Genomic DNA, 18,270 nt, shown 5'->3' on the forward strand with positions numbered 1-18,270 from the left:
TATAGCCCGTTAGATGGTCTCGTATGGAGGACCCCAACCGGATGGTTCCGGTTGGGGTCCTTGGCGTTGGCGGCTTACTGGGCGGATTCTGCCTTCTTTGCGGCGTTCCACAGGTCGTTGAGCGCTTGCGTGTCGTAGTCGTCGATGCGCTTGCCGCTGGCATGGGCCGTGGCTTCCATGTGCTCCCAGCGGCGCTGGAACTTGTCGCAGGTGCGTCGCAGACACGTTTCGGCGTCGAGGTGCTCGCGACGTGCCACGTTTACCAGCGCGAATAGGATGTCTCCGAATTCGAGTTCCGCTTCGGCCGAACGTGGTTCGGCTGCCTTGAACTCGGCGATTTCCTCTTCGACCTTTGCCCAGACGTCTTCGGTGGATTCCCATTCGAAGCCCACGCTCACCGTCTTGCGCGATACCTCTTGGGCGCGCATGAGGGCAGGTTGCTCGCGCGAGGCGTCTTCCAGGAGTCCGCGAGGTGCGTTCGGGTCCAAGCCAGCGGCGCGGAGCTTTTCGGCGCGTGCCGCATCCTTCAGCTTGCGTTCGTGACCCTTGATGACATCCCAGAGGTCCACGACTTCGTCTGCCGTTTGCGCGGAGGCCACTTCCTCTTCGCTGAGCCCGGCGGCTTCCATGGCCGCCTGCGCGCCGAAGACGTGGGGGTGACGGCGGACGATCTTCTCGTTCACGTCGTGCGCCACGTCGTCGATGGTGAACTCGCCTGCGTCTGCGGCTATCTGCGCTTGCAAGACGACTTCGAGTAGCACGTCGCCCAGTTCCTCGCGCATGTGGTCGGCGTCGCCCTCATCGATGGCCGAGACGGCTTCGTAGGCTTCTTCGATCATGTTCTTTGCGGTGCTCTGATGCGTTTGCTTCAGGTCCCAAGGGCAGCCGCCGTTGGGATTGCGCAGCGTGGCGATGGTTTCCACGAATGCATTGAACTCGGGGTGGTTTGCTGCGGTAGCGGGGTTGGGGACGGGTTGGGGCGTGCGAGTTGCTTCTTCGGACATGGAGCCTCCTTAGGCGAATTTCATGCCTTGTATGATACGCGAGTTCGGAGTTGTGAAGCCTGCTCAGTGTGCGATGCGGCGACTTGTGAAGAAATTACAAACGACGCTTGACCGATTTTTTGGGTCTGTTAATATAAGCAACGCTTCACGGGGCATTAGCTCAGCTGGGAGAGCGCATGGCTGGCAGCCATGAGGTCAGGGGTTCGATCCCCCTATGCTCCACCAAATTGCCAACAGGTCCAGAAATGGGCCTGTTTTTTTATTCCCTCAGGTCCGTGTCGGACGTGCATAGGGGGATCGAACCCCGAGAGGGCGAAAGCCGTTAAGCGTTCGCCCCAGTGGGGCGAACGTAGGCTTTCGGGCGGAGCGCGTAAGCGCGAAGCCGGAATGCTGCGCCGCAGGCGCAGCATGCGCGTCCCCCTATGCTCCACCAAACACTCAAAGGGACCCATTTCATGGGTCCCTTTTCGTTATTCCGCACAGTGCACCCCACCTAGCCCCTTGCGCTCGGCCTTACGTAGCGTCAGTACGCTACGGCCTCGCGGCGGGGCTATCTGGGGCACCCTGAGCGGAATTCTCCAGCGCATAGGGGGATCGAACCCCGAGAGGGGTGCACAGCCCAGTGGGCTGTGCACAAAGGAGCGCGAAGCGCGACGTCCGCAGACGCAAGCGAAGCGCCGCGGCTGCCGCGTCCCCCTATGCTCCACCAAACACTCAAAGGGACCCATTTTGAACTGCGGGCTAGTATCCGTACGAGAGGAGCTGCCATCCGCCGTCGCTCGTGCGGGCAAGCCACCACTGGTAGTCGGTGTACTCCGTGTCTAGGTTCCAGGCGGTTGGTTCGGTGCTGCTCGTGGGGGAGTGGAAGTCGGAAACGAGTTCGCAGACCTGCGTGTAGTTCTTGCCCTCGTCCAGGCTGTTCAGCCAGGCAAGATTCTCGGGCGTGTTGCATGCGTCGCCGGCGTAGCGCAGGGAATGTAGCTCGCAGCCCGCGAACGTGGCGAATTCGCATTTGGCCTGAACGGCAGCCTCTTCAAGCTCCTCGCGAGTGTAGAGGCTGGAATTGCCGAAGTCGTAGGACACTTCGGGAGCTACCTTGCCGGCCTTGTATTCCTCGAAGGTGATGCCCTGTTCCGTGATTTCCTTCGCGATGGCCGGATCGTCTACGTAACGGATGTGCCAGGGCTCGTAGCCGTAGCCCGTGATGTGCTCGTCGCCTTCCAGGTAGCGCAGGATGAAGCCGTGCTCGGCGAGTTTGGCGTGTATCTTCTGCCAGATTTCGGGATACTGCACCATGTCCTCGTTCTCAGTGACGTCCTGGCCGTCGACGATCAGGTACAGGTCGAGCGCGAGGCCGGTGTGATGCTCGGAGTATCCCGGCGTGGCCACGGTCTTCTTCGCGTAGTCGGCGCCGTACTTTTCGGTGAAGTCGGCCATGATGCGTTCCTGCTCGGCCACGCTACGTCGTGCCGAATCAAGGTCAACGTGCACGTCTTCCTTCTCAAGGTCTGCCTTCAGCTCCAGGTAGGCGTCGTAGGCCTTCTTCTCGACTTCGACGTCGTCGCCTACCGTATTGGTGAAGTGCACGGTTTCGAGGGCGTCTTCCCAGCCGTCCGGCAGGGCGTTGAGCTTGTTCACCAGGGCGAGGTAGTCGATTCCCTGGGATTGTTGGGTGGTGCTCGATGCGGTTGACGAGGGTTGTGTCGACTGAGGGGAGCTCGACGTCGAGGTGGCATTGCCTCCGCATCCGGCGAGCATCGCGCACACCGCAACGCAGAGTATTGCAATCGCTAGCTTTGGCTTCATGGCTGGCCCTCCTGTTTCGCTTGTTCGGAAAGCCGGCAGGGGCTTGCTGGTTCCGCCTGCCTTGCCCCTGCGGCCCTCGCGTGTTCCCCTATGCCTTATCGCCCCAGATAACAATGCGTTCCTCTGGCGCTAGGTACATGCCATCGCCCTCGGTAACACCAAGCCGTTCATACGTTGCGTCGAGCATTTGGAGGCTCACGTTGACGCGCAGGGCGCTAAGCGGATGGGTATCGAGAACCGATTGCTGCATTGCTCTTGGCGAGAGAACGCTTGCCCACATGTTCGAAACGGTTGAGAAGTATTCGTCGTAGTTGAACCCCTCGGTTTTCGAGGCGAGCTCGAGGCATGCCTGCACGCCGCATAGGTCGGCGGTCGCTTCTGCGGCAACCATGTCGCCGGATACCATCTGGCCGGGTGCGACTTCGATTTGCGAGTAGCGCAGGGCGAGCGTCGAGGATTTCAGCACGAATTTGTCGATGTCGCCTTCGGTGTAGACGGGGCTGGGCGTTCCGTATGCGTCAAGCTGCGAGCCCATGTAGTCGAAGCCGTGGCTGATTTCGTGCGCGATGGTCCAGCCGGCGGTGCCTATCAGCTCGCTTTCGGTCATGTCGTCGGAATAGATGAGGCTCGTTATGAAGCCGGGCATGATGTTGATGGAATTGCTCATCGAGTCGTAGAACGCGTTATTCGTGGTGGGGCTTATGGCATACCACGGCGAGGCCGCAATGGCGGGCTGCCCGATGAGCTTGTTGTCGTATGCTTCACGATAGCGCTTGCACTTCAGGTAGTTGGAGAAGAGCGTTCCGCCCTGATCGGTGGGGGTGAGGTTCAGACCGCTGTAATCGTAGTATCCGCCCGTGGGTTCCAGCACGTTCAGGGTCATGTTGTCGAGTTTCTCAATGACGCGTTGCTTGGATTCCTCGCTCATCCACGAGGTGCTGTTGGCGAGGTCCTTGTATTCGTTCACGAGGTTTTGCGCAAGATTGCCGAGGCGGGTTTTCGCCTGGGCACTCAACGCATTCTCGACGTATGCCTCGGCGGCGACGTTGGCAAGCGTGTCGATGCTCGTGCATGCGTTGTAGGCGAAGGTGTCGGCATCGGGTGCGGTTGCTCCGTACTGCGCGAGCACTTCGTTCATGGTGCTTGGGTCGCGATAGGGACGTGTTTCCTTGAGGATCGCTCCCTTGGCCACCGTCTTGATGGCGTCGAGGTTGTCGGCAGTCCACATGCCATCGAAGGCCGTGAGCCACTTCTTCGTGACGACGTACGTTTCGGAGCCGCCTTTGCCCATCTTGTCGATGACGGCGCGCATGGGGAAGTTTTGCGAAAGGGCGCACAATTCGTCGAGCGTGCAATAGCTATCGCGTGCTGCGTCCGCCATTGCACCGTAATCGGCCATGACGTACGTGCTGGGGCTGTCGACGTACTTGCCGTGGGCCTTTTCGAAGGCGACGATCGTCGAAGCTGCCGTTCCCGCGTTCTGTTGTTCCATTCCCGTGCTCATGAAGTCGATTGTGGGGTATATGGCAAGCGTTTGCATGGCGCTATCCAGGCTTTGCTGGGTCTGCTGGTCGTCGGATTCCTGGTAGTACGTGCCGCCATCGGTGAGGACGTCGCATAGAACGAGGTTCGGGTTGATAGCGACGATGTTCGTGGTGCGCGTGTCATTGGTGGAAATGTTTGCCTGGATGAACGGGTCGAAGGGGAAGTCGCTGCTCGTGATGAGCTCGTTCATTTCGTCGATTGAGGTAACGGCATCGATGCGATCGAGATAGGGCTGGATTTCCGAGATTCCCGCAGCCTGCAGCGCTTCCGTGTCGGCTGCTTGGTTGTAGAGGATGCGCAGCTGCTCGATGTCGTGGCCGGTTGCGGATTCGTTCTTGACCAGGGAGGTGATTGCGGTTTGCAATTCGCCCGCGTGGTCCGTTATTGCCGAGCTGGGGTTTTCCTGGTGGCTCGAGAGGTAATCGTAGGCGTAGTGTGCATACACGTCGTCTTTCGCGCTGGGCTGCTCGCTTGGCAGGTTGCCCTGCAGGTTCGTAGTGATCCAGGGCTTTCCCGCAAGGTTGCTCGAGGCGGTGGATGACGTATCGGTGCTTGTGCTTGTTGAGGTGGTGGTGCCGTTGCATGCTGCGAGCGTCGTGGCCATTGCCAAGGCGAGCGCCAATGCGGTTATCTTCTCGAGTAGTTTCATGGTTCCCTCCTTGCCGTTGTCTGACGGCGTGCTGCCTGTTCGGCGAGCAGCGATTCCGCTCCCTGTTGCGGATGCGTAAATGGTATCATCGCAGACCTATTTCACGGAAGGCGGCGCGGCAAGCGTTGCGTATGCGTTGATGGGCTTATAATGCGAGCATGACTGATGAAAGCAACAGAGCTCGTATGAGCGGTATTCCTGAAGGCACCATGTACGATCTTCTGCGAGGCAGGGGAGGCTCTGGTGCTGGCGGCAGCGGCGGTGGCGGTTGCGGCGGCTGCTTGATACGAGCCATGTTGATCATTTTGACCCTGTCCGGATTTGTTTTCGTCGTTGCTATGGTCGTGCTCTTCGTGATCATGGTTGGCGGGGTGCTTTTTCGTTAGCGATATTCGAATCGCTGCGTTTGCAAGCGGACGTCGGGGTCGTAGGGGCATGTCGGCGTCCGCCTGTCGTTTCTGTGCGCATGTCAGCGCTCGCTTTTATTGGCAAGCCCGTATTGCCTTCCGGAAACGAGAATGGACGCGGGAGCTTACGTCTCCGCGTCCATTCTTCGTTTGAGCTATTCCCTCATGGGGCGTGTGCTTCTATGTCCTTTCCGCGATCACGCCCCGTTGAGTCTCATGCCCTCTTCAAGGGGCTACTTACAGGCCGTACCAGGCAGTGCCCTCGTCGTGCCAGCCCAGCTTCACGAGGTTCTTGTGCTCCTCGAGGCTGGTGGTGTAGTTGTGCGAGCCCGACTGGGCGTTGGGGTTGTACTCGCGGTAGAGCTTGACGGTCTTGGCGTCGTCGGAGTACCAGCCGATGCCCTCGTACTTCCAGCCGAGCGAGACCAGCCAGTCGCGCTCCTCGGCGCTCATGGTGTAGTGGTGGTCGCCGCCGTTGGGGTTGTACAGCCGGTGCACGGGCGTGTTGCTCGTGATGGGTGCCGTCCAGCCGGTGCCCTCGTACTGCCAGCCAAGCTTCACCAGGCCGTCGCGCTCCTCGTCGCTGGCCGTGTAGAAGTGCTCGCCGCCATTGGGGTTGTACAGGCGGTGCATGGCAACGGAAGTGGGATTCGTTTCGGTCCACTTCGCGTAGAGCGTCACGCCTTCCGTTACTTCATCATCGAAGTTGTAGGCCTGGGTGCAGGCCGCATCGGTGAACCAGCCGCCGAAGTCGTAGCCTTCAGCCGTCGGGTCGTTCGGCTTCGTTGCCTTTTCGCCGTACTTCACGACCTGGGTATCGGGCGCCGTGCCATGGCCGTTGGCGTTGAATGTCACCTCGTAGTCCCAATTGGCATACAGGGCCAGGTTGCTGGTAACGCTATCTTCCCCGAAGGCCCACAGGGTTCCGTTCGTGGTCCAGCCGGCAAGCGCCTGACCGTCCTTGTGGGGAGCCTTTGCGTCGGCATCAGACTGACTGATGTGGGTGCCGTATTCGACTTCCTGCGTTCCCAGCTGCGTGTTGCCATCGTAGTACGTCACGGTGTAGGTGCGAGGCACTACCTGCGCGTACAGGTAGGTGTTTTCGCTCACTGCCGTATCGAAGTCGAAGGATTCGGCGTTCGAGAAGTCGGGGGTAGTGGTTCCGTCTCCCTTGAACCAGCAGGACTTATCGCCTTCGAGGAGTGTGTACTGCGCTTGCGTGCTGTCGTCGGCAAGGGCGTATACGTCCTCCGTCGGGTTATACGCCGTGGTTCCGTCTTCGATGGAGTAGCTGGCCACATCGGGGGCGATATCGACCGTGGGACTATATACCAACGTATAGGTTACGGTGCGCAGCGTGGGAGGATTGATCTTGTCTACCCACTTGGCGTAGAGCGTCGTGTCTGCCGTAATCGCCGTGTTGGACAGGCAGGGCTTCGTCAATTCCTCGTCGGTGAACCAACCGGCGAATTCGGTGGTATTTGCAAGATCCCCTGAAAGCGTTGGCGTCTTTCCATCGAGTCCGTCAATCGCGTGTCCGCATTGGATTTCCTCGTCAGACGGAAGGCCGACGTTTGGATTGCCCGAAAGGGTGCCAGCATTGTACGTTACGTCTATGCGCTCCTGAACGAAGCCGCCCATGACGGCAAGGTCGGAAGCGGGCATCGTGACCTTGTAGACATTGTCGCTCACTTGTTCCGGTTCGAAGGCTTCGCCGACGGACGCATCCGTATCGGAAACGGCCAGAACCGGAATTGCCCAGATTTCGCTCATGCCGAACTTAGCTGCCGGGGATACCGTCATTTCGACGGTCTCTCCATAGGCTGCCTCCGTGTAGAAGTACAGGTAGTTTTCGTCATCGAGATATTGTTCGTCGGTAGCGGGATCCCCAAAGTAGATGTAGCTGCCGGTTGCGGGCGTGATCACCTGCTGCGTTCCGCCATCTGCGTCGGGTGCCGTCTTGTTCACGACGGCCATGGTGGCAATCGTGTACTTGACGGGGGCCCACTTGGCGTACAGCGTCATGCTCGCGCTAACGGGCTCGCTGAAGTCGTAGGGATTATTGCCTTCTTCGTCCGTGCACCAACCCTCGAACGTGTAACCCGTGAGCGTGGGTGCCGTCGGGACCTTTACCGATGCGGTCGCGTCGGACGTAAAGGTCTGCGCATCCGGCTGCCCCTGGGCTGCCGCGGGCGCGTTATCTGGTTCGTTCATGTCGAACGTCACGGTATACACGTTGCGGTACTCTACGTGGTTCGCGTTGTTCTTGCACACGCGCTTTTCTACGCCAGGATCATTGGAGGGAGTCCACTCGCCCCAGTTATGGCCGGTCGGCGGGATGATGACGTCGTCCTCAGCGGCTTCGACGGAGCCTTCCGCATCCAGGAAGTACTTGCCGCAATCGGAACACCTATAGTGCTCAATCCATCCGTACGCGTCTCCGCCGGTGCAATCCGTCGGGGCCTTCGCGTCGTAGTGCGTCAGATTGTGCTCGGTGGCCGTGACGGTAAGCCAGTCGTAGTCGCCGTCGCTCGTTAGAGGAACGACCTGGTCACCGTCGTTGTTTACGACGAATGGGCGCACATGGTAGACGCCCGGCTGCGTGAATTGGACATCGCCGGTACCCTCATTGACAACGATGCCCTCTGATTCCAGTTCGTAGCTTTCCCAGCGTACCTGCGTATCGATCTTCTTGCCGGTCTTGTTGGTTACCACGTAGTTCATCGTGTCGTTCAGGTTGATGGGCGTGCGGTAGAAGCCGGCATAGCCGCCTGATGCCGAGATATGCGGATTGTCAAGGCCGGTATTCACGATGTCGATTCTCACGACGGGGGTGAGAGCCGGGTTGTCATTCGTGGGCACGTTGTTCAGGTTCGTTAGATCCTGGCCGTTGGGGCTTTCGTTCGTAACCTGGGTTACGCCATCTTTGATGACCCACCTAATGTAGATGCTTTGGCTTTCCGCGTTCGACTTGGGTGCGAGCGTACGCGTTTCGCTGTCGTAGAGGAACTTGCCTGCCGCGCTCTCGCTGGCCAGGGTCTTGTTGCTGTAGACAGCACCCTTCTCGTCGCAGAGCTGCCATTCGCCCCAGTCCGACGTGAATCCGTAGAAGGGCACGCTGTACCTGTTGTAGCCTTCGACGGTAATGGAGTCGAGATCCAGCATGTTCTTGTCGTACAGAACGTAATTCGCCTTCGGCGTCTTGACGGAGGCTAGGTTGTACAGAGGATACGTTGAGGCAACGTGCGAGGTCGTCTTGTCGGTTTTCGACTCCACTTTGCCCGGGGACTCGTAGAAGAAGTTCTGCTTGGAAAGCGCGGGGACGTCAACGCCGTAGTAGTCGCGAGCCGTTTCGGCTACGTTGCCCCAGTGAATCTCTTCGCTCTTTTCCCAACCCCATGCGGTGCTATGGGTGGTGTACGTGCGGTCGTTCGAAATATCGTAGCTATCAACCTGGTTGTTGTTGGTTACGCGGCAATACAGGTCGTCAGTTGCTGCGCATCCGTAGGAGGGCTTTTCCGAATCGTTCGTGTCGAACTTGATGACCATGGACTGCTTATCGTAGTCGCTGGTATTGATTCCACCGATGCCACCAAAGGCGGAAGAGGAATAGAAATCGCCGCTCATGGCATAAATGGCAACCTTGTAGCTCAGGACAGCGGGCTGCTGGTAGGTCTGAGCGTACGTGGTGGTTGACGTTTCCTGCTCGACGGTCGTTCCCGTGTGCGCGGGAAGCGAGATGGTGGTCTCAACGGCCTTGCTTACTTCCTTGGACTCGCTATGACCCTGCTCGGCTCCGAGCGCTCCGCCCATCTTCCAGGCGGTGCCCCAGTCGAGGCCCATCGACATGGATTCCGACGAAGTGCTGGTGGACGAGCCGCTGCCAAAGGTGTCGTCCGACCAGAAGCTCGTCTCCGAGCTGGATTCGGTTTGGCTCAGGCCGATGCCCGCGCCGATGTTTTCCGACAGCTCGAAGGATGCAAGGCCAGACAGGTTCGTGGTGGTTGTTTGCGTGACGGAATCTCCCAGCACGGCAGAATGCAGGATGTCCTGTGCCGAGCCATTGGTGATCACGGAATTGTTCGCGGCCCCGGGGACGACGTCGCCCGTGGGGGTAGGTCCGCTTACGTACTGAAGACCCGTTGCGGCTACGGGAACCGGCTGGAAGTCATAGAACACGATGCCGAATGACACGTAGTCGAAATTCGCCGAGCTGCCCTTGCAGTTGACGGCGGTGACGACATTTGCGAAGCCAGGCATCGCGTCGTCCGAATCGAGGCCTTCAAGCCTTGTCTCGCCAGCTTCATCTGCATCAAGGAATTCTTGAACCGAGAGGGCTCCCGTGGTGTTTTGGCAATCGTAGAGCGACTGGGCCATCAGATTGCGTGCGTCGTTTAGCTTCGAGATCCTCTTGACGCCCGAAACGCTGAGCTGGTCATATCCGCGTTTACCTGCGTGGGACCCAGTCGTTTGCTCGAGCTTGCTCTTGAGGCTGTAGGTGCTCCAGACTTCGTCCTTGTACTTGGTTTCGCCCCTGTTCATGTTGAAATAGGCGTCGAAGCCGATCTGCGACATATTCTCTCCGATGGGTTCTTCCCCGTAGAGGTCGACGAGTTGGGTTGCCTGATCGCGAAAGACGCTGGCTGCGATACCGCTCCATTGGGGCATCAGTTTCGTCTTCACGATGTCCTGCAGGTTGTTCGTGCTGAGCGTGAGCGTCGTCTTGCCGGAATCACTGCCCAGGGTCTCGTAATTGAACGTGTCGTTAAGCGTAAACGACTTGATTTGCGTATTGCTGCCATCGGTGTACTGCTGAGATGTTGCTCTCATTTCACCGTATGAGACGTTATCGCCCCATGCGGCAAATGTTGGCGTCACCGTTAGGGCGAGGACGCACAACACGCAGATGAATGCCCTTAATCGCTTCTTCATGGCTGCCCCTCTCTTTTGACCCGTTACCCCAGCGCTCTGACCAAGTGCGCCATGCTTGGATGCTGCCGACGCGATGCGCCGGAGAGCGCAAATGCCCCATTGTCTCTGAATGATACTCGCGGGGTTTTATATGCGGAGAGGGAAGAGGCGGAATGTTACTTTACCGATGACATTGTTGGAGCAACCTCGCGAAAGTGCCTGGAGCGCCCCATTTTGGTTGCTGGTTCGGGTTTGCGTGGTGGTTCGGGTTTGTGATGGGCTGCGTCGTGTGACGGGGTGTGCCGTGGGGCGGTGATCGCCTGTTTTCTATAAAAGAAGCTGGACTGGAAACGTGCGTTTCCAGTCCAGCTATTGAGTGTGTCTTGTTTGCTCTAAGGCGCTTTTGCGAGGCGCGGGTTGGTTTCCGCTGCGTTCCATGACAGCCCCTTTCCCTAATCTACCGATGGTGTAATTATGATGTAAAAATACTACTTCGCGTATAGCAATTAGGCAACGGAGCGTGGATTTGGCGGGGCGGCTGGGTGCTTGTTCCTGGATGGGGCGAGCTTTCCGCATGCGTGCGCGTCTTTCCGTTTGCCTGTCCCTTTTGCGGGACTGGTGCAAAACTGTAAGCGAGTAACGTGCAACCTATCATTTCGTTGAGAGAAGGAGATGGCGATGTACGAGCCCTCGAAGCTTCTCAAATCGTTCTATGTTGCGGGATTTCAGTACTACGACGGAGCGCTCGTGCTCGACAAGCTCAAGCCGGGCACAAAGCTGAAGATGGTCCCGGCGCCCGACAATCCGTACGATCCTAACGCTATCGAGTTGCGTTACAAGAAAACGAAGCTTGGATTCGTGCCGCGCGTCGACAACGGCTTGCTTTCCGTTTTGGCGTTTTACGGCCACAAGGGCGTTTTCGAGGCACGCGTGCTCCAGGTCGATCCCGAGGCGGCGCCCCAAGAGCAAGTGCGCGTTGGCGTGTATGTTGTCGATAACAGGTAGATAACAATCGGCGGGGGAGATATGACTGCACAGGTTTTTCTTGTTGGGTTTGCGTTGGTGAAGATTATCTATCAGGGGCTGCTCGACGCTTTGTCGGATGTTCAAAGGAAGCGCCCGCTTCCTGAGGAAGTGGGCGACGTGTATGACGCCGATAGATACAACGATTATTTGTCGATTGTATCCGACGAGAGAAAGGCGTATCAGCTATATCGCCTTGTTGACGTAGCCATTCTGGTGATAGTGCTCATTTCGGGGTTCTTTGCTGCTGTTGATGACTTCGCATGCGGAAATGTCTACCTAATCGCTTTTCTTTCGTTCCTGCTGTTTCGCGGGGTTTCCGCAATAGAAAAAACTATTCTTTTGTATCACGTTACATTTCGGATTGACGAAAAATATGGTTTGAACAGGCAGGATAAAAAGGGTTTCGCGAAAGACACCTTATATGAGGAGGTATCAACTTCGATCCTCGGCCTCGTCATTGTGTTCATCGTTGTTTTTCTTGGCGAGAGTCTTCCCGAATGGACTAATGGCTTTACTGTTGGGCTTGTTCCGGCCTTTTGGGCTGCCGTGTCAATTGCCCTATGTATTAGCACTTTTGCCATTTTCGCGTCTGCCGTCTCCGTATTCGTGATGATAAAGAAGTACTCGTTTAGTCCCCTCCCCGAAGGGGAGTTGAGAAGCGATATAGAAAAGCTTATCGAGGGGCCGAAGAAGGTCAGGGAAATATACGTCTATGACGAGTCTTCTAAATCCACGGGCAAGAATGCATTCGTGGTACGCATTCTCTGGCTGCGGTTTATTGGGATTGCAGACAACTGTCTTGAGAGTGATTCTCGCAGGGAATTGCTCGCGACTCTTTCTCACGAGGTGGGTCATCTAAGGCAGAAAAGAAATGCCTGGGACTTTGCTTTGTACGGAACCATTTGTCTACTATTTGTCGCTGTTGTGTTGCTCATCATTCATCCGGAGCCGATATTGCTTCTTGTTGATTGGACCCAGCAGTCATTTGGCCTTACGGCTATGAATTACTTTCTGGTTTTTGCCGTGTTCAGCGAGCTCGTAACGCCAATTGTTTGGGGCGTAGGGGTGCTTCGTAACTGCGGGAGCCGTTCGCATGAATATGATGCCGATCGCGAGGCCGTGCGCAATGGCTATGGCCCCGAGTTGGAAACTAGCCTCAAGCGCTATGTGCGAGACGATCTTATGTGCGTTAACCCCCATCCCGTTATCGAGATTCTGGAATACGATCATCCGGGTCTTGCTAATCGAATTAGGGCGATCCGGGAAGCTGGAGTTGGTTATTCGCAGGGTCTTTAGTCTTCCCCCAAGCCCCTTCTGGCTTTTCGTGCGTCGCAACCCTATATCCTTCGCTCTTACCCTATGAAGGTAGTCACCCTGTTATGACCTGCGCAAACGCAAGAATTACCCCACGGGGGTACTAGGCGGGTGAGCGGGGGAGTAGCAACATCAGTCGCACCGTTAAGTCAGCAAGAGTGGAAGGAGAGCTGATGGCGGAAAAGGACACGTCTGCGCAACAGGAGCAGACGACCGACGGTGCGCTGGAGGGTCAGCCGTCGACGGCTTCGAAACGCAATAAGTGGGTTGTCCCCGGCGTAATCGTTGCCGTAATCATCGTGCTGGGAATTGGGTTTGGCGTGTGGCACGAATCGCCTACGTTCTGCAACGCGGTTTGCCACGATCCCATGGACCCCTATGTTGAAAGCGTGACGAATGGCCATGTGGGTATGGCCGCCTACGATCACGTGCAGGCGGGCAAGAACTGCCTGAGCTGCCACCAGCCGAAGCTTACCGAACAGGTGAGCGAGGTCATGATCTGGACGAGCGATGCGTTCACCACCGACGAAGAGGGCTGGCTTGCTCCTTCGAAGGACTTCGCAAGCGAGGAGTTCTGTGCGCGCAGCGGTTGCCATGACATGAGTGAGGTTATCAGCAGCACCTGGGGCTTCGAGGGTAATGCTGCGCAGTACAACCCCCATTCGAGCCATCAGGACCAGGCCCTGGAGTGCGGCGACTGCCATAAGGCGCACAGCACGAGTGTTCTGGTTTGCAACGATTGCCATGCGCTGAATGCGCCTGAAGGCTGGGAGGGTTAAATGAGCTCGCTATCTCGACGTAGTTTTTTCAAGGGTGCGGGCGTGGCTGCTCTTGGCGTGGCCGCTTCCAGCGCACTTACCGGCTGTGGTAACAGCCAGACGGTTTCCGAGAACGCCGCTAATCTGAGCGCGGGCGAGTCGGGCACCCCTTCGTGGCTGGGCCAGGCTCCCGTTATCGCGGAATCTGAAATTACCGAAACCATCGATACCGAGGTTCTGGTCATCGGCTGCCGCACGGGTGGTCTGCCGGCCGTTATCTCCGCCGCGGAAAACGGCGCGAAGGTTCTTGGCATCGACCGTGTCGCCAAGGTTTCGAACCCGCGTGAGGACATCGGCTCCATCGATTCCAAGCTGCAGCTCGCGTCTTTCGATGAGTTCCCGCAGTTCCGCATCGACAAGATGGAAGCCATGGAAGACATCGTGCGCTATGCCAACGGCTTTGCGCGCTACGACCTCATCAAGCTCTGGGCCGATGAATCCGGCGCCTGCGTAGACTGGCTGACCGACATCGTCGAGCGCGACGGCCGTATGGTCATGAGGTTCGAAGGCGGCCTTCCGCCCGAGTCCGAGGCGCGCGACAAGGCGTACGCCACGGGCCACAGCCCCGAAAAGACCGAGCTGGTGGCTGATGACAAGGACTTCTCGTTCGGCGTGTCCCTGAAGGAATATGCCGAAGAGCAGGGCGCCGAGTTCCGCTGGAGCACCGAGTTCGTCAAGCTCGAGCAGGACGAGAACGACCGCGTGGTGGGTGCCATTGCCCGCGACGTGAACGATCGTCATTACATTCGCATCAATGCTCCCAAGGGCGTCATCATCGCCACGGGCGGTTATGGCAACAACCTGGAAATGATGCAGGCGCGCCAGCCCTGGAACCAGGACCTGCGCATTCCCGTGCCCGCTCGTGGTGGCAACCCCACGGGCGACGGCATCAAGGCCGCGCTGTGGGTTGGCGGCAAGATGGACCCGATGGGCGCTGCCGTCACGTTCAACCGCGCATGCTGCCGTCCCACCGAGACCGCCGGCATGGGCAACCAGGACACGGCTTCCAATGCTAACGGCGCGAACTGGTTCTGGTTCGGTGAGCAGCCGTTCCTGAAGATCAACCTGAACGGCAAGCGCTTCTGCAACGAGTCCGGTCCGTACGACTACATGCTGCACTCCGCGTGGATGCAGCCGCATCACACCTACGTTGACATCTGGGATTCCGATTATGTCGAGAAGGTTCGCCAGATCAACGAGGTCGGTTGCTGCCGCCTGTATCCGTTCGACAATGGCGCTCCTTCCAACATGCCGATCCAGGCCATCCAGGGCATGTTCGAGAAGTCGATCGAGGCTGGCTTCATTCAGCGTGCCGACACGATGGAAGAGCTCGCCGAGATGCTGAACCTGCCCGTCGAGGAGACGGTTGCCACGTGGAAGCATTACAACGAGATGGCGTACGCGGGCAAGGACACCGACTACAACAAGGAGTCCTACCGTATGCTTCCGCTCGACCAGCCGCCGTATTACGGTGTGCGCACGGGTGCGTGGTTCCTGGCGACGATCGACGGCGTCATCATCGACACGAACATGCATCCCGTTCGCGAGGACGATTCGCCGATTGAGGGTCTGTACATGACCGGCGACGCCTCGGGCGGCATGTTCGCCGTGAGCTACCCGAACCTGTTCACGGGCTTGGCATGCGGACGCACGATGACGTTTGGTCGTCGCGCAGGCATGCTTGCCGCCACGGGTCAGGCGTAAGCTGATTCTATTCGGGTCGGTTCCCATGTGGGAGCCGACCCGATTTTGTGTGCTATGGTCACATGCATACGTATGAGGGTGTGGAGTTCGGTATGTCGACTGAAAGCAAAGAGAGAGTGGGGGCGGCTCTGTTTGATGCCGCCTTTTGGCGCGTTACGGCTGCGTTGACGTGCCTCGTTTTTTCTGTTGGGCTTATGAACCAGGTCGTGTTTCCTCTTTTCGACCCGACCTTCATGTTTGCACGCGATATTTCCGTTACGGCGAATGCGCTGTTCATGGTTGTTGTTGCCCTGCTTGCGGTATTCAAGCCGCGCGTGTTGAGGCTCGAGCGTGTGGCGGAAGTGGCGGTTGCCGCCTGCCTGATCATCGGTGCGATTGCTCTGTTGCCTGCGCTTGCGATGTCCAACGCCCCGTTGCTCGTTGTTTCGTCGTGCCTGTTTGCGATGGGGCGCGCAGGGGTAACGATTATGGTGGGCCTTGCGGCGACGGGCTTTAGCGCCCGAAAGGCGTCGGCGTGCATCGGGATTGCCTTTACGGTTCGCCTTGCCCTCGAGCTGCTGGTTTGGCAAGCTCCAGTTGTTGCGGGCGTGACGCTCTTCCTGGTCCTGCCTCTTGTGGCATTTGCCTTGACGATGGGCATCGCCCGCCCTCTACTTTTGGAGATTGCCCAGTCCGAGGCGCCTGCAGACGTCGCAATTACCCAGCCGACGACCTTCCTGCCGCTTGCGAGCCAGTTCTTCATCTGCTTGATGCTCTTTTCGATGGCCTTTGGGTTCGCCTTGCGCTTTGGCGAGGTTGGCGGCGTTCCCATTGCCAACATGATTGGGGTTTTCCCCGTTGCCCTGCTGACCGTTTACTCGCTGGCATGCAAGAGGAGCTTTAGCGCCGATCTTGTCGTGCAGATCTCGGTCTTGCTTGTTGCTGCGGGCTTCTTCCTGGCCACCGCTTCTCCCGCGACGTCGTACGTGACCGCCAATGCGTTGCTCTCTACGGGTAATACGCTGTTCGAGATGGTTGCTTGGCTTGTCCTGATTATGCTTGCGGGCCGCAATCGCAAGAACGCCCTTGCGGTGTTTGCCTGGGGACGTGGCCTGGGTGGTTTCGGCACGCTTGTCGGCGCCGCCATCGGAATGCTGAGCAACATGTTCGTCGACGTCAACCCTGGGCTGTTCGTTTTCGTTCCGTGCGCCCTTATGCTCGTGGTCGTAGGGTATGCGCTTATTGGCATGCGTTCGTTTAGTTTTTCGAGTGCCATCGAGGGCGTTACCGAGACCCCGAGTCGCTCCGAGATGACCGCCGTGAGCGACGCTTCCGCCTCCGAGATTCCGCTTTCCCAGAAGTGCCGCGGGGTGGCGGAGGAGTATGGGCTGTCTCCCCGCGAGCTTGAGGTGCTTGAGTTGCTGGCCGAGGGCCGCGACCGCGCCTACATCGAGGAGGAGCTCGTGATTTCTCGCAACACCGTAAAGGCGCACGTCAAGCACATTTACGCCAAGCTCGATATTCACTCCCACCAGGATCTTATTGCGCTCGTTCATGGCGACTAGCTCTCCCTTTGCGCGAGAGCCTCGTTGTATTGCGATAGCCCGCGCGGGTTCGTTTGGCGAACTGGCGGGCGTTTCTGGGGTCCGTTGTCGCACTGCCGTTAGCGTGTTGGCTTCGTTTGCCAGGCTGGCGGGTGCGTCATGGTCCGTTGTCGCACTGCGCTAGTGCGCGCGGCGTCGTTGGCCTTTGTCTGCGCGAAGTTGCCAAGCCGGGCGTGATGCGTTTTCCTGTTCATCTTGCGGCTGCTGCGCTGGCTAGTGCGTTCGTGCTGTGGCTAGGTTGTGCGCTGCGTCGTTTGCAAACGCATTTGCATGGCTTCAACCACGACTTATTCGCCCTGTTCCTCGTTGTTGACCCTTGGGAAGATGTCCCAGTTGAAAAGCGTGTCCCTGAGCGATCGGCGTTCGGCGATGTGCTCGCGTTTCGGGGTTGGCATGCGCTTCCCGAGCGCTCGTGCAACTTGATGTGCGAGCTCGTCGAACGCGCCCTCTTGGTTCACTTGCAAGCGCGTCGCTGTGATCATGTGGATGTTCTTGTGTTGTAGCATGTTGCGACGCACGGCGTCTTGCTCTTGTTTTTCCGACGCCGTGTGAAAGCGTGCGCTGTCGTATTCCATCCCGACGCGTTTGCCTTGCCAATATAGGTCGCAGTCGAAGTAGCGCCTCCCAACGGCGAGCTGCTCCTTCAGCGAGAGTTCGATGCGCTTGTTGAGCTGGGGGAGCGGTATGCCGTAGCCGCCGAATCGCGGAGGCATGCACAAGAGCATACAGAGCGCCGTCTCTCGCGGTGACGCCGCATTGTCCACGGTCCACTTGAGGAATTGAACCGTCTTTGCTCTTGTGTTTGGCTTGAATAAACGTTCGGCATATGCCTCTATTTTGTCCACGCTCGTAATGGGTGGCCTTTTGCAAAAACCCAATTCGTCAATGTTGCCTATAGCGTAACTGCCGCACATTTCCATTGCGAGCTTTACCGCTTTTGCGGTTGTCGTTTTCGATGCTAGCTGGATGAGGCAAAGCTCGGGGGAGGCGATGAAGAAGTTCTCTTCTAGCTGGTAGAACGATCGCTCGGGAAGTTGCCTGTCACAAACATGTTCTATTGCGTTGGCTAGATGCTTTCTTTGCTTGAATGTGACCATGATATCGAGTTTGTTCAAGGCTAGGTCAGGATGTTCTTTCTCGAATTGCATTAATAGTTTTTGACTTGGGCTACTGTATGCAAGCGAATGGACGCGTGCGGGAACGAGAACGATAGGGGCGAGGTGTCCAAGTTTTCTCCAGATCCAAAAGGCGGAATTGTGGCTAATGAAAAGACGTTCCATGGGCTTGTCTCCTTGCTTAATGCAAACTGAGCAGAATTCGGCGTTTCGATGTAAGAAATGCTGTCGTTTACACGTGAATACGGTGCCATTTGAGGACCTGGTGCTTTTACGCAGGCATCTGGAGGTGCGATAAATGCCATTTGCCCAGGTCGATACTTGGCAAGACTGCGAGGGCGGCGGGCGTGACGTGTAAACGGCGACATTTTTTCATTTTCACCTTCGA

Annotated in this window: 11 protein-coding genes and 1 tRNA gene; 7 read left to right on the plus strand and 5 right to left on the minus strand. The window is 57.8% G+C overall.

Annotated features, from left to right (window positions below; translation table 11 throughout):
* Window positions 1–74 precede the first annotated feature (74 nt).
* The gene (mazG, locus tag AAY81_RS02610) at window positions 75–1,004 is read right to left on the minus strand and encodes a nucleoside triphosphate pyrophosphohydrolase (protein WP_066661044.1); all 930 of its coding nucleotides are present in this window, start codon (window positions 1,002–1,004) and stop codon (window positions 75–77) included.
* Window positions 1,005–1,153: 149 nt separating this feature from the next.
* Between mazG and AAY81_RS02615 the strand changes: the two genes are divergently transcribed.
* Window positions 1,154–1,229 (plus strand) — tRNA-Ala (locus AAY81_RS02615).
* 516 nt (window positions 1,230–1,745) lie between these two features.
* Here the strand turns inward: AAY81_RS02615 and AAY81_RS10080 are convergent.
* Window positions 1,746–2,810, minus strand: a complete 1,065-nt coding sequence (locus tag AAY81_RS10080; RefSeq protein ID WP_082867819.1) for a M15 family metallopeptidase — start codon at window positions 2,808–2,810, stop codon at window positions 1,746–1,748.
* An 88-nt stretch (window positions 2,811–2,898) separates the two neighbouring features.
* The gene (locus AAY81_RS02625) at window positions 2,899–5,004 is read right to left on the minus strand and encodes a M13 family metallopeptidase (protein WP_066661047.1); all 2,106 of its coding nucleotides are present in this window, start codon (window positions 5,002–5,004) and stop codon (window positions 2,899–2,901) included.
* A 158-nt stretch (window positions 5,005–5,162) separates the two neighbouring features.
* Between AAY81_RS02625 and AAY81_RS02630 the strand changes: the two genes are divergently transcribed.
* Window positions 5,163–5,390, plus strand: coding sequence for a hypothetical protein (locus tag AAY81_RS02630; protein WP_143117332.1), 228 nt, complete (start codon window positions 5,163–5,165; stop codon window positions 5,388–5,390).
* A gap of 258 nt (window positions 5,391–5,648) precedes the next feature.
* Here the strand turns inward: AAY81_RS02630 and AAY81_RS10085 are convergent, their stop codons facing one another.
* Window positions 5,649–10,343, minus strand: a complete 4,695-nt coding sequence (locus AAY81_RS10085; protein ID WP_082867820.1) for an InlB B-repeat-containing protein — start codon at window positions 10,341–10,343, stop codon at window positions 5,649–5,651.
* 657 nt (window positions 10,344–11,000) lie between these two features.
* Here AAY81_RS10085 and AAY81_RS02640 point away from each other — a divergent pair.
* From AAY81_RS02640 to AAY81_RS02660, 5 genes are all read left to right on the plus strand, one after another.
* Entirely contained in the window at window positions 11,001–11,327 is a 327-nt protein-coding gene (locus AAY81_RS02640) for an HIRAN domain-containing protein (RefSeq protein ID WP_066661050.1), read from the plus strand.
* 21 nt (window positions 11,328–11,348) lie between these two features.
* Window positions 11,349–12,644 carry a M48 family metalloprotease gene (locus AAY81_RS02645; RefSeq protein ID WP_066661052.1) on the plus strand — a complete coding sequence of 432 codons (1,296 nt, stop codon included), beginning with the start codon at window positions 11,349–11,351 and terminating at the stop codon, window positions 12,642–12,644.
* Window positions 12,645–12,835: 191 nt separating this feature from the next.
* A complete protein-coding gene (locus tag AAY81_RS02650; protein WP_066661053.1) occupies window positions 12,836–13,441 on the plus strand; it encodes a cytochrome c3 family protein in 606 nt (201 codons plus the stop codon).
* On the plus strand, window positions 13,442–15,184 hold the full coding sequence (locus tag AAY81_RS02655; protein WP_066661055.1) for an FAD-dependent oxidoreductase: 1,743 nt from the start codon (window positions 13,442–13,444) through the stop codon (window positions 15,182–15,184). It begins immediately after the preceding gene.
* Window positions 15,185–15,417: 233 nt separating this feature from the next.
* Complete coding sequence (locus AAY81_RS02660; RefSeq protein ID WP_169815781.1) at window positions 15,418–16,728, plus strand: LuxR C-terminal-related transcriptional regulator; 1,311 nt, start codon at window positions 15,418–15,420, stop codon at window positions 16,726–16,728.
* Between the two features lie 326 nt (window positions 16,729–17,054).
* Here AAY81_RS02660 and AAY81_RS02665 read toward each other — a convergent pair whose 3' ends face one another.
* A complete protein-coding gene (locus tag AAY81_RS02665) occupies window positions 17,055–18,047 on the minus strand; it encodes a hypothetical protein (RefSeq protein ID WP_066661057.1) in 993 nt (330 codons plus the stop codon).
* Between the last annotated feature and the right edge of the window lie 223 nt (window positions 18,048–18,270).

The sequence above is a fragment of the Denitrobacterium detoxificans genome, from assembly GCF_001643775.1.
Lineage (GTDB): Bacteria > Actinomycetota > Coriobacteriia > Coriobacteriales > Eggerthellaceae > Denitrobacterium > Denitrobacterium detoxificans.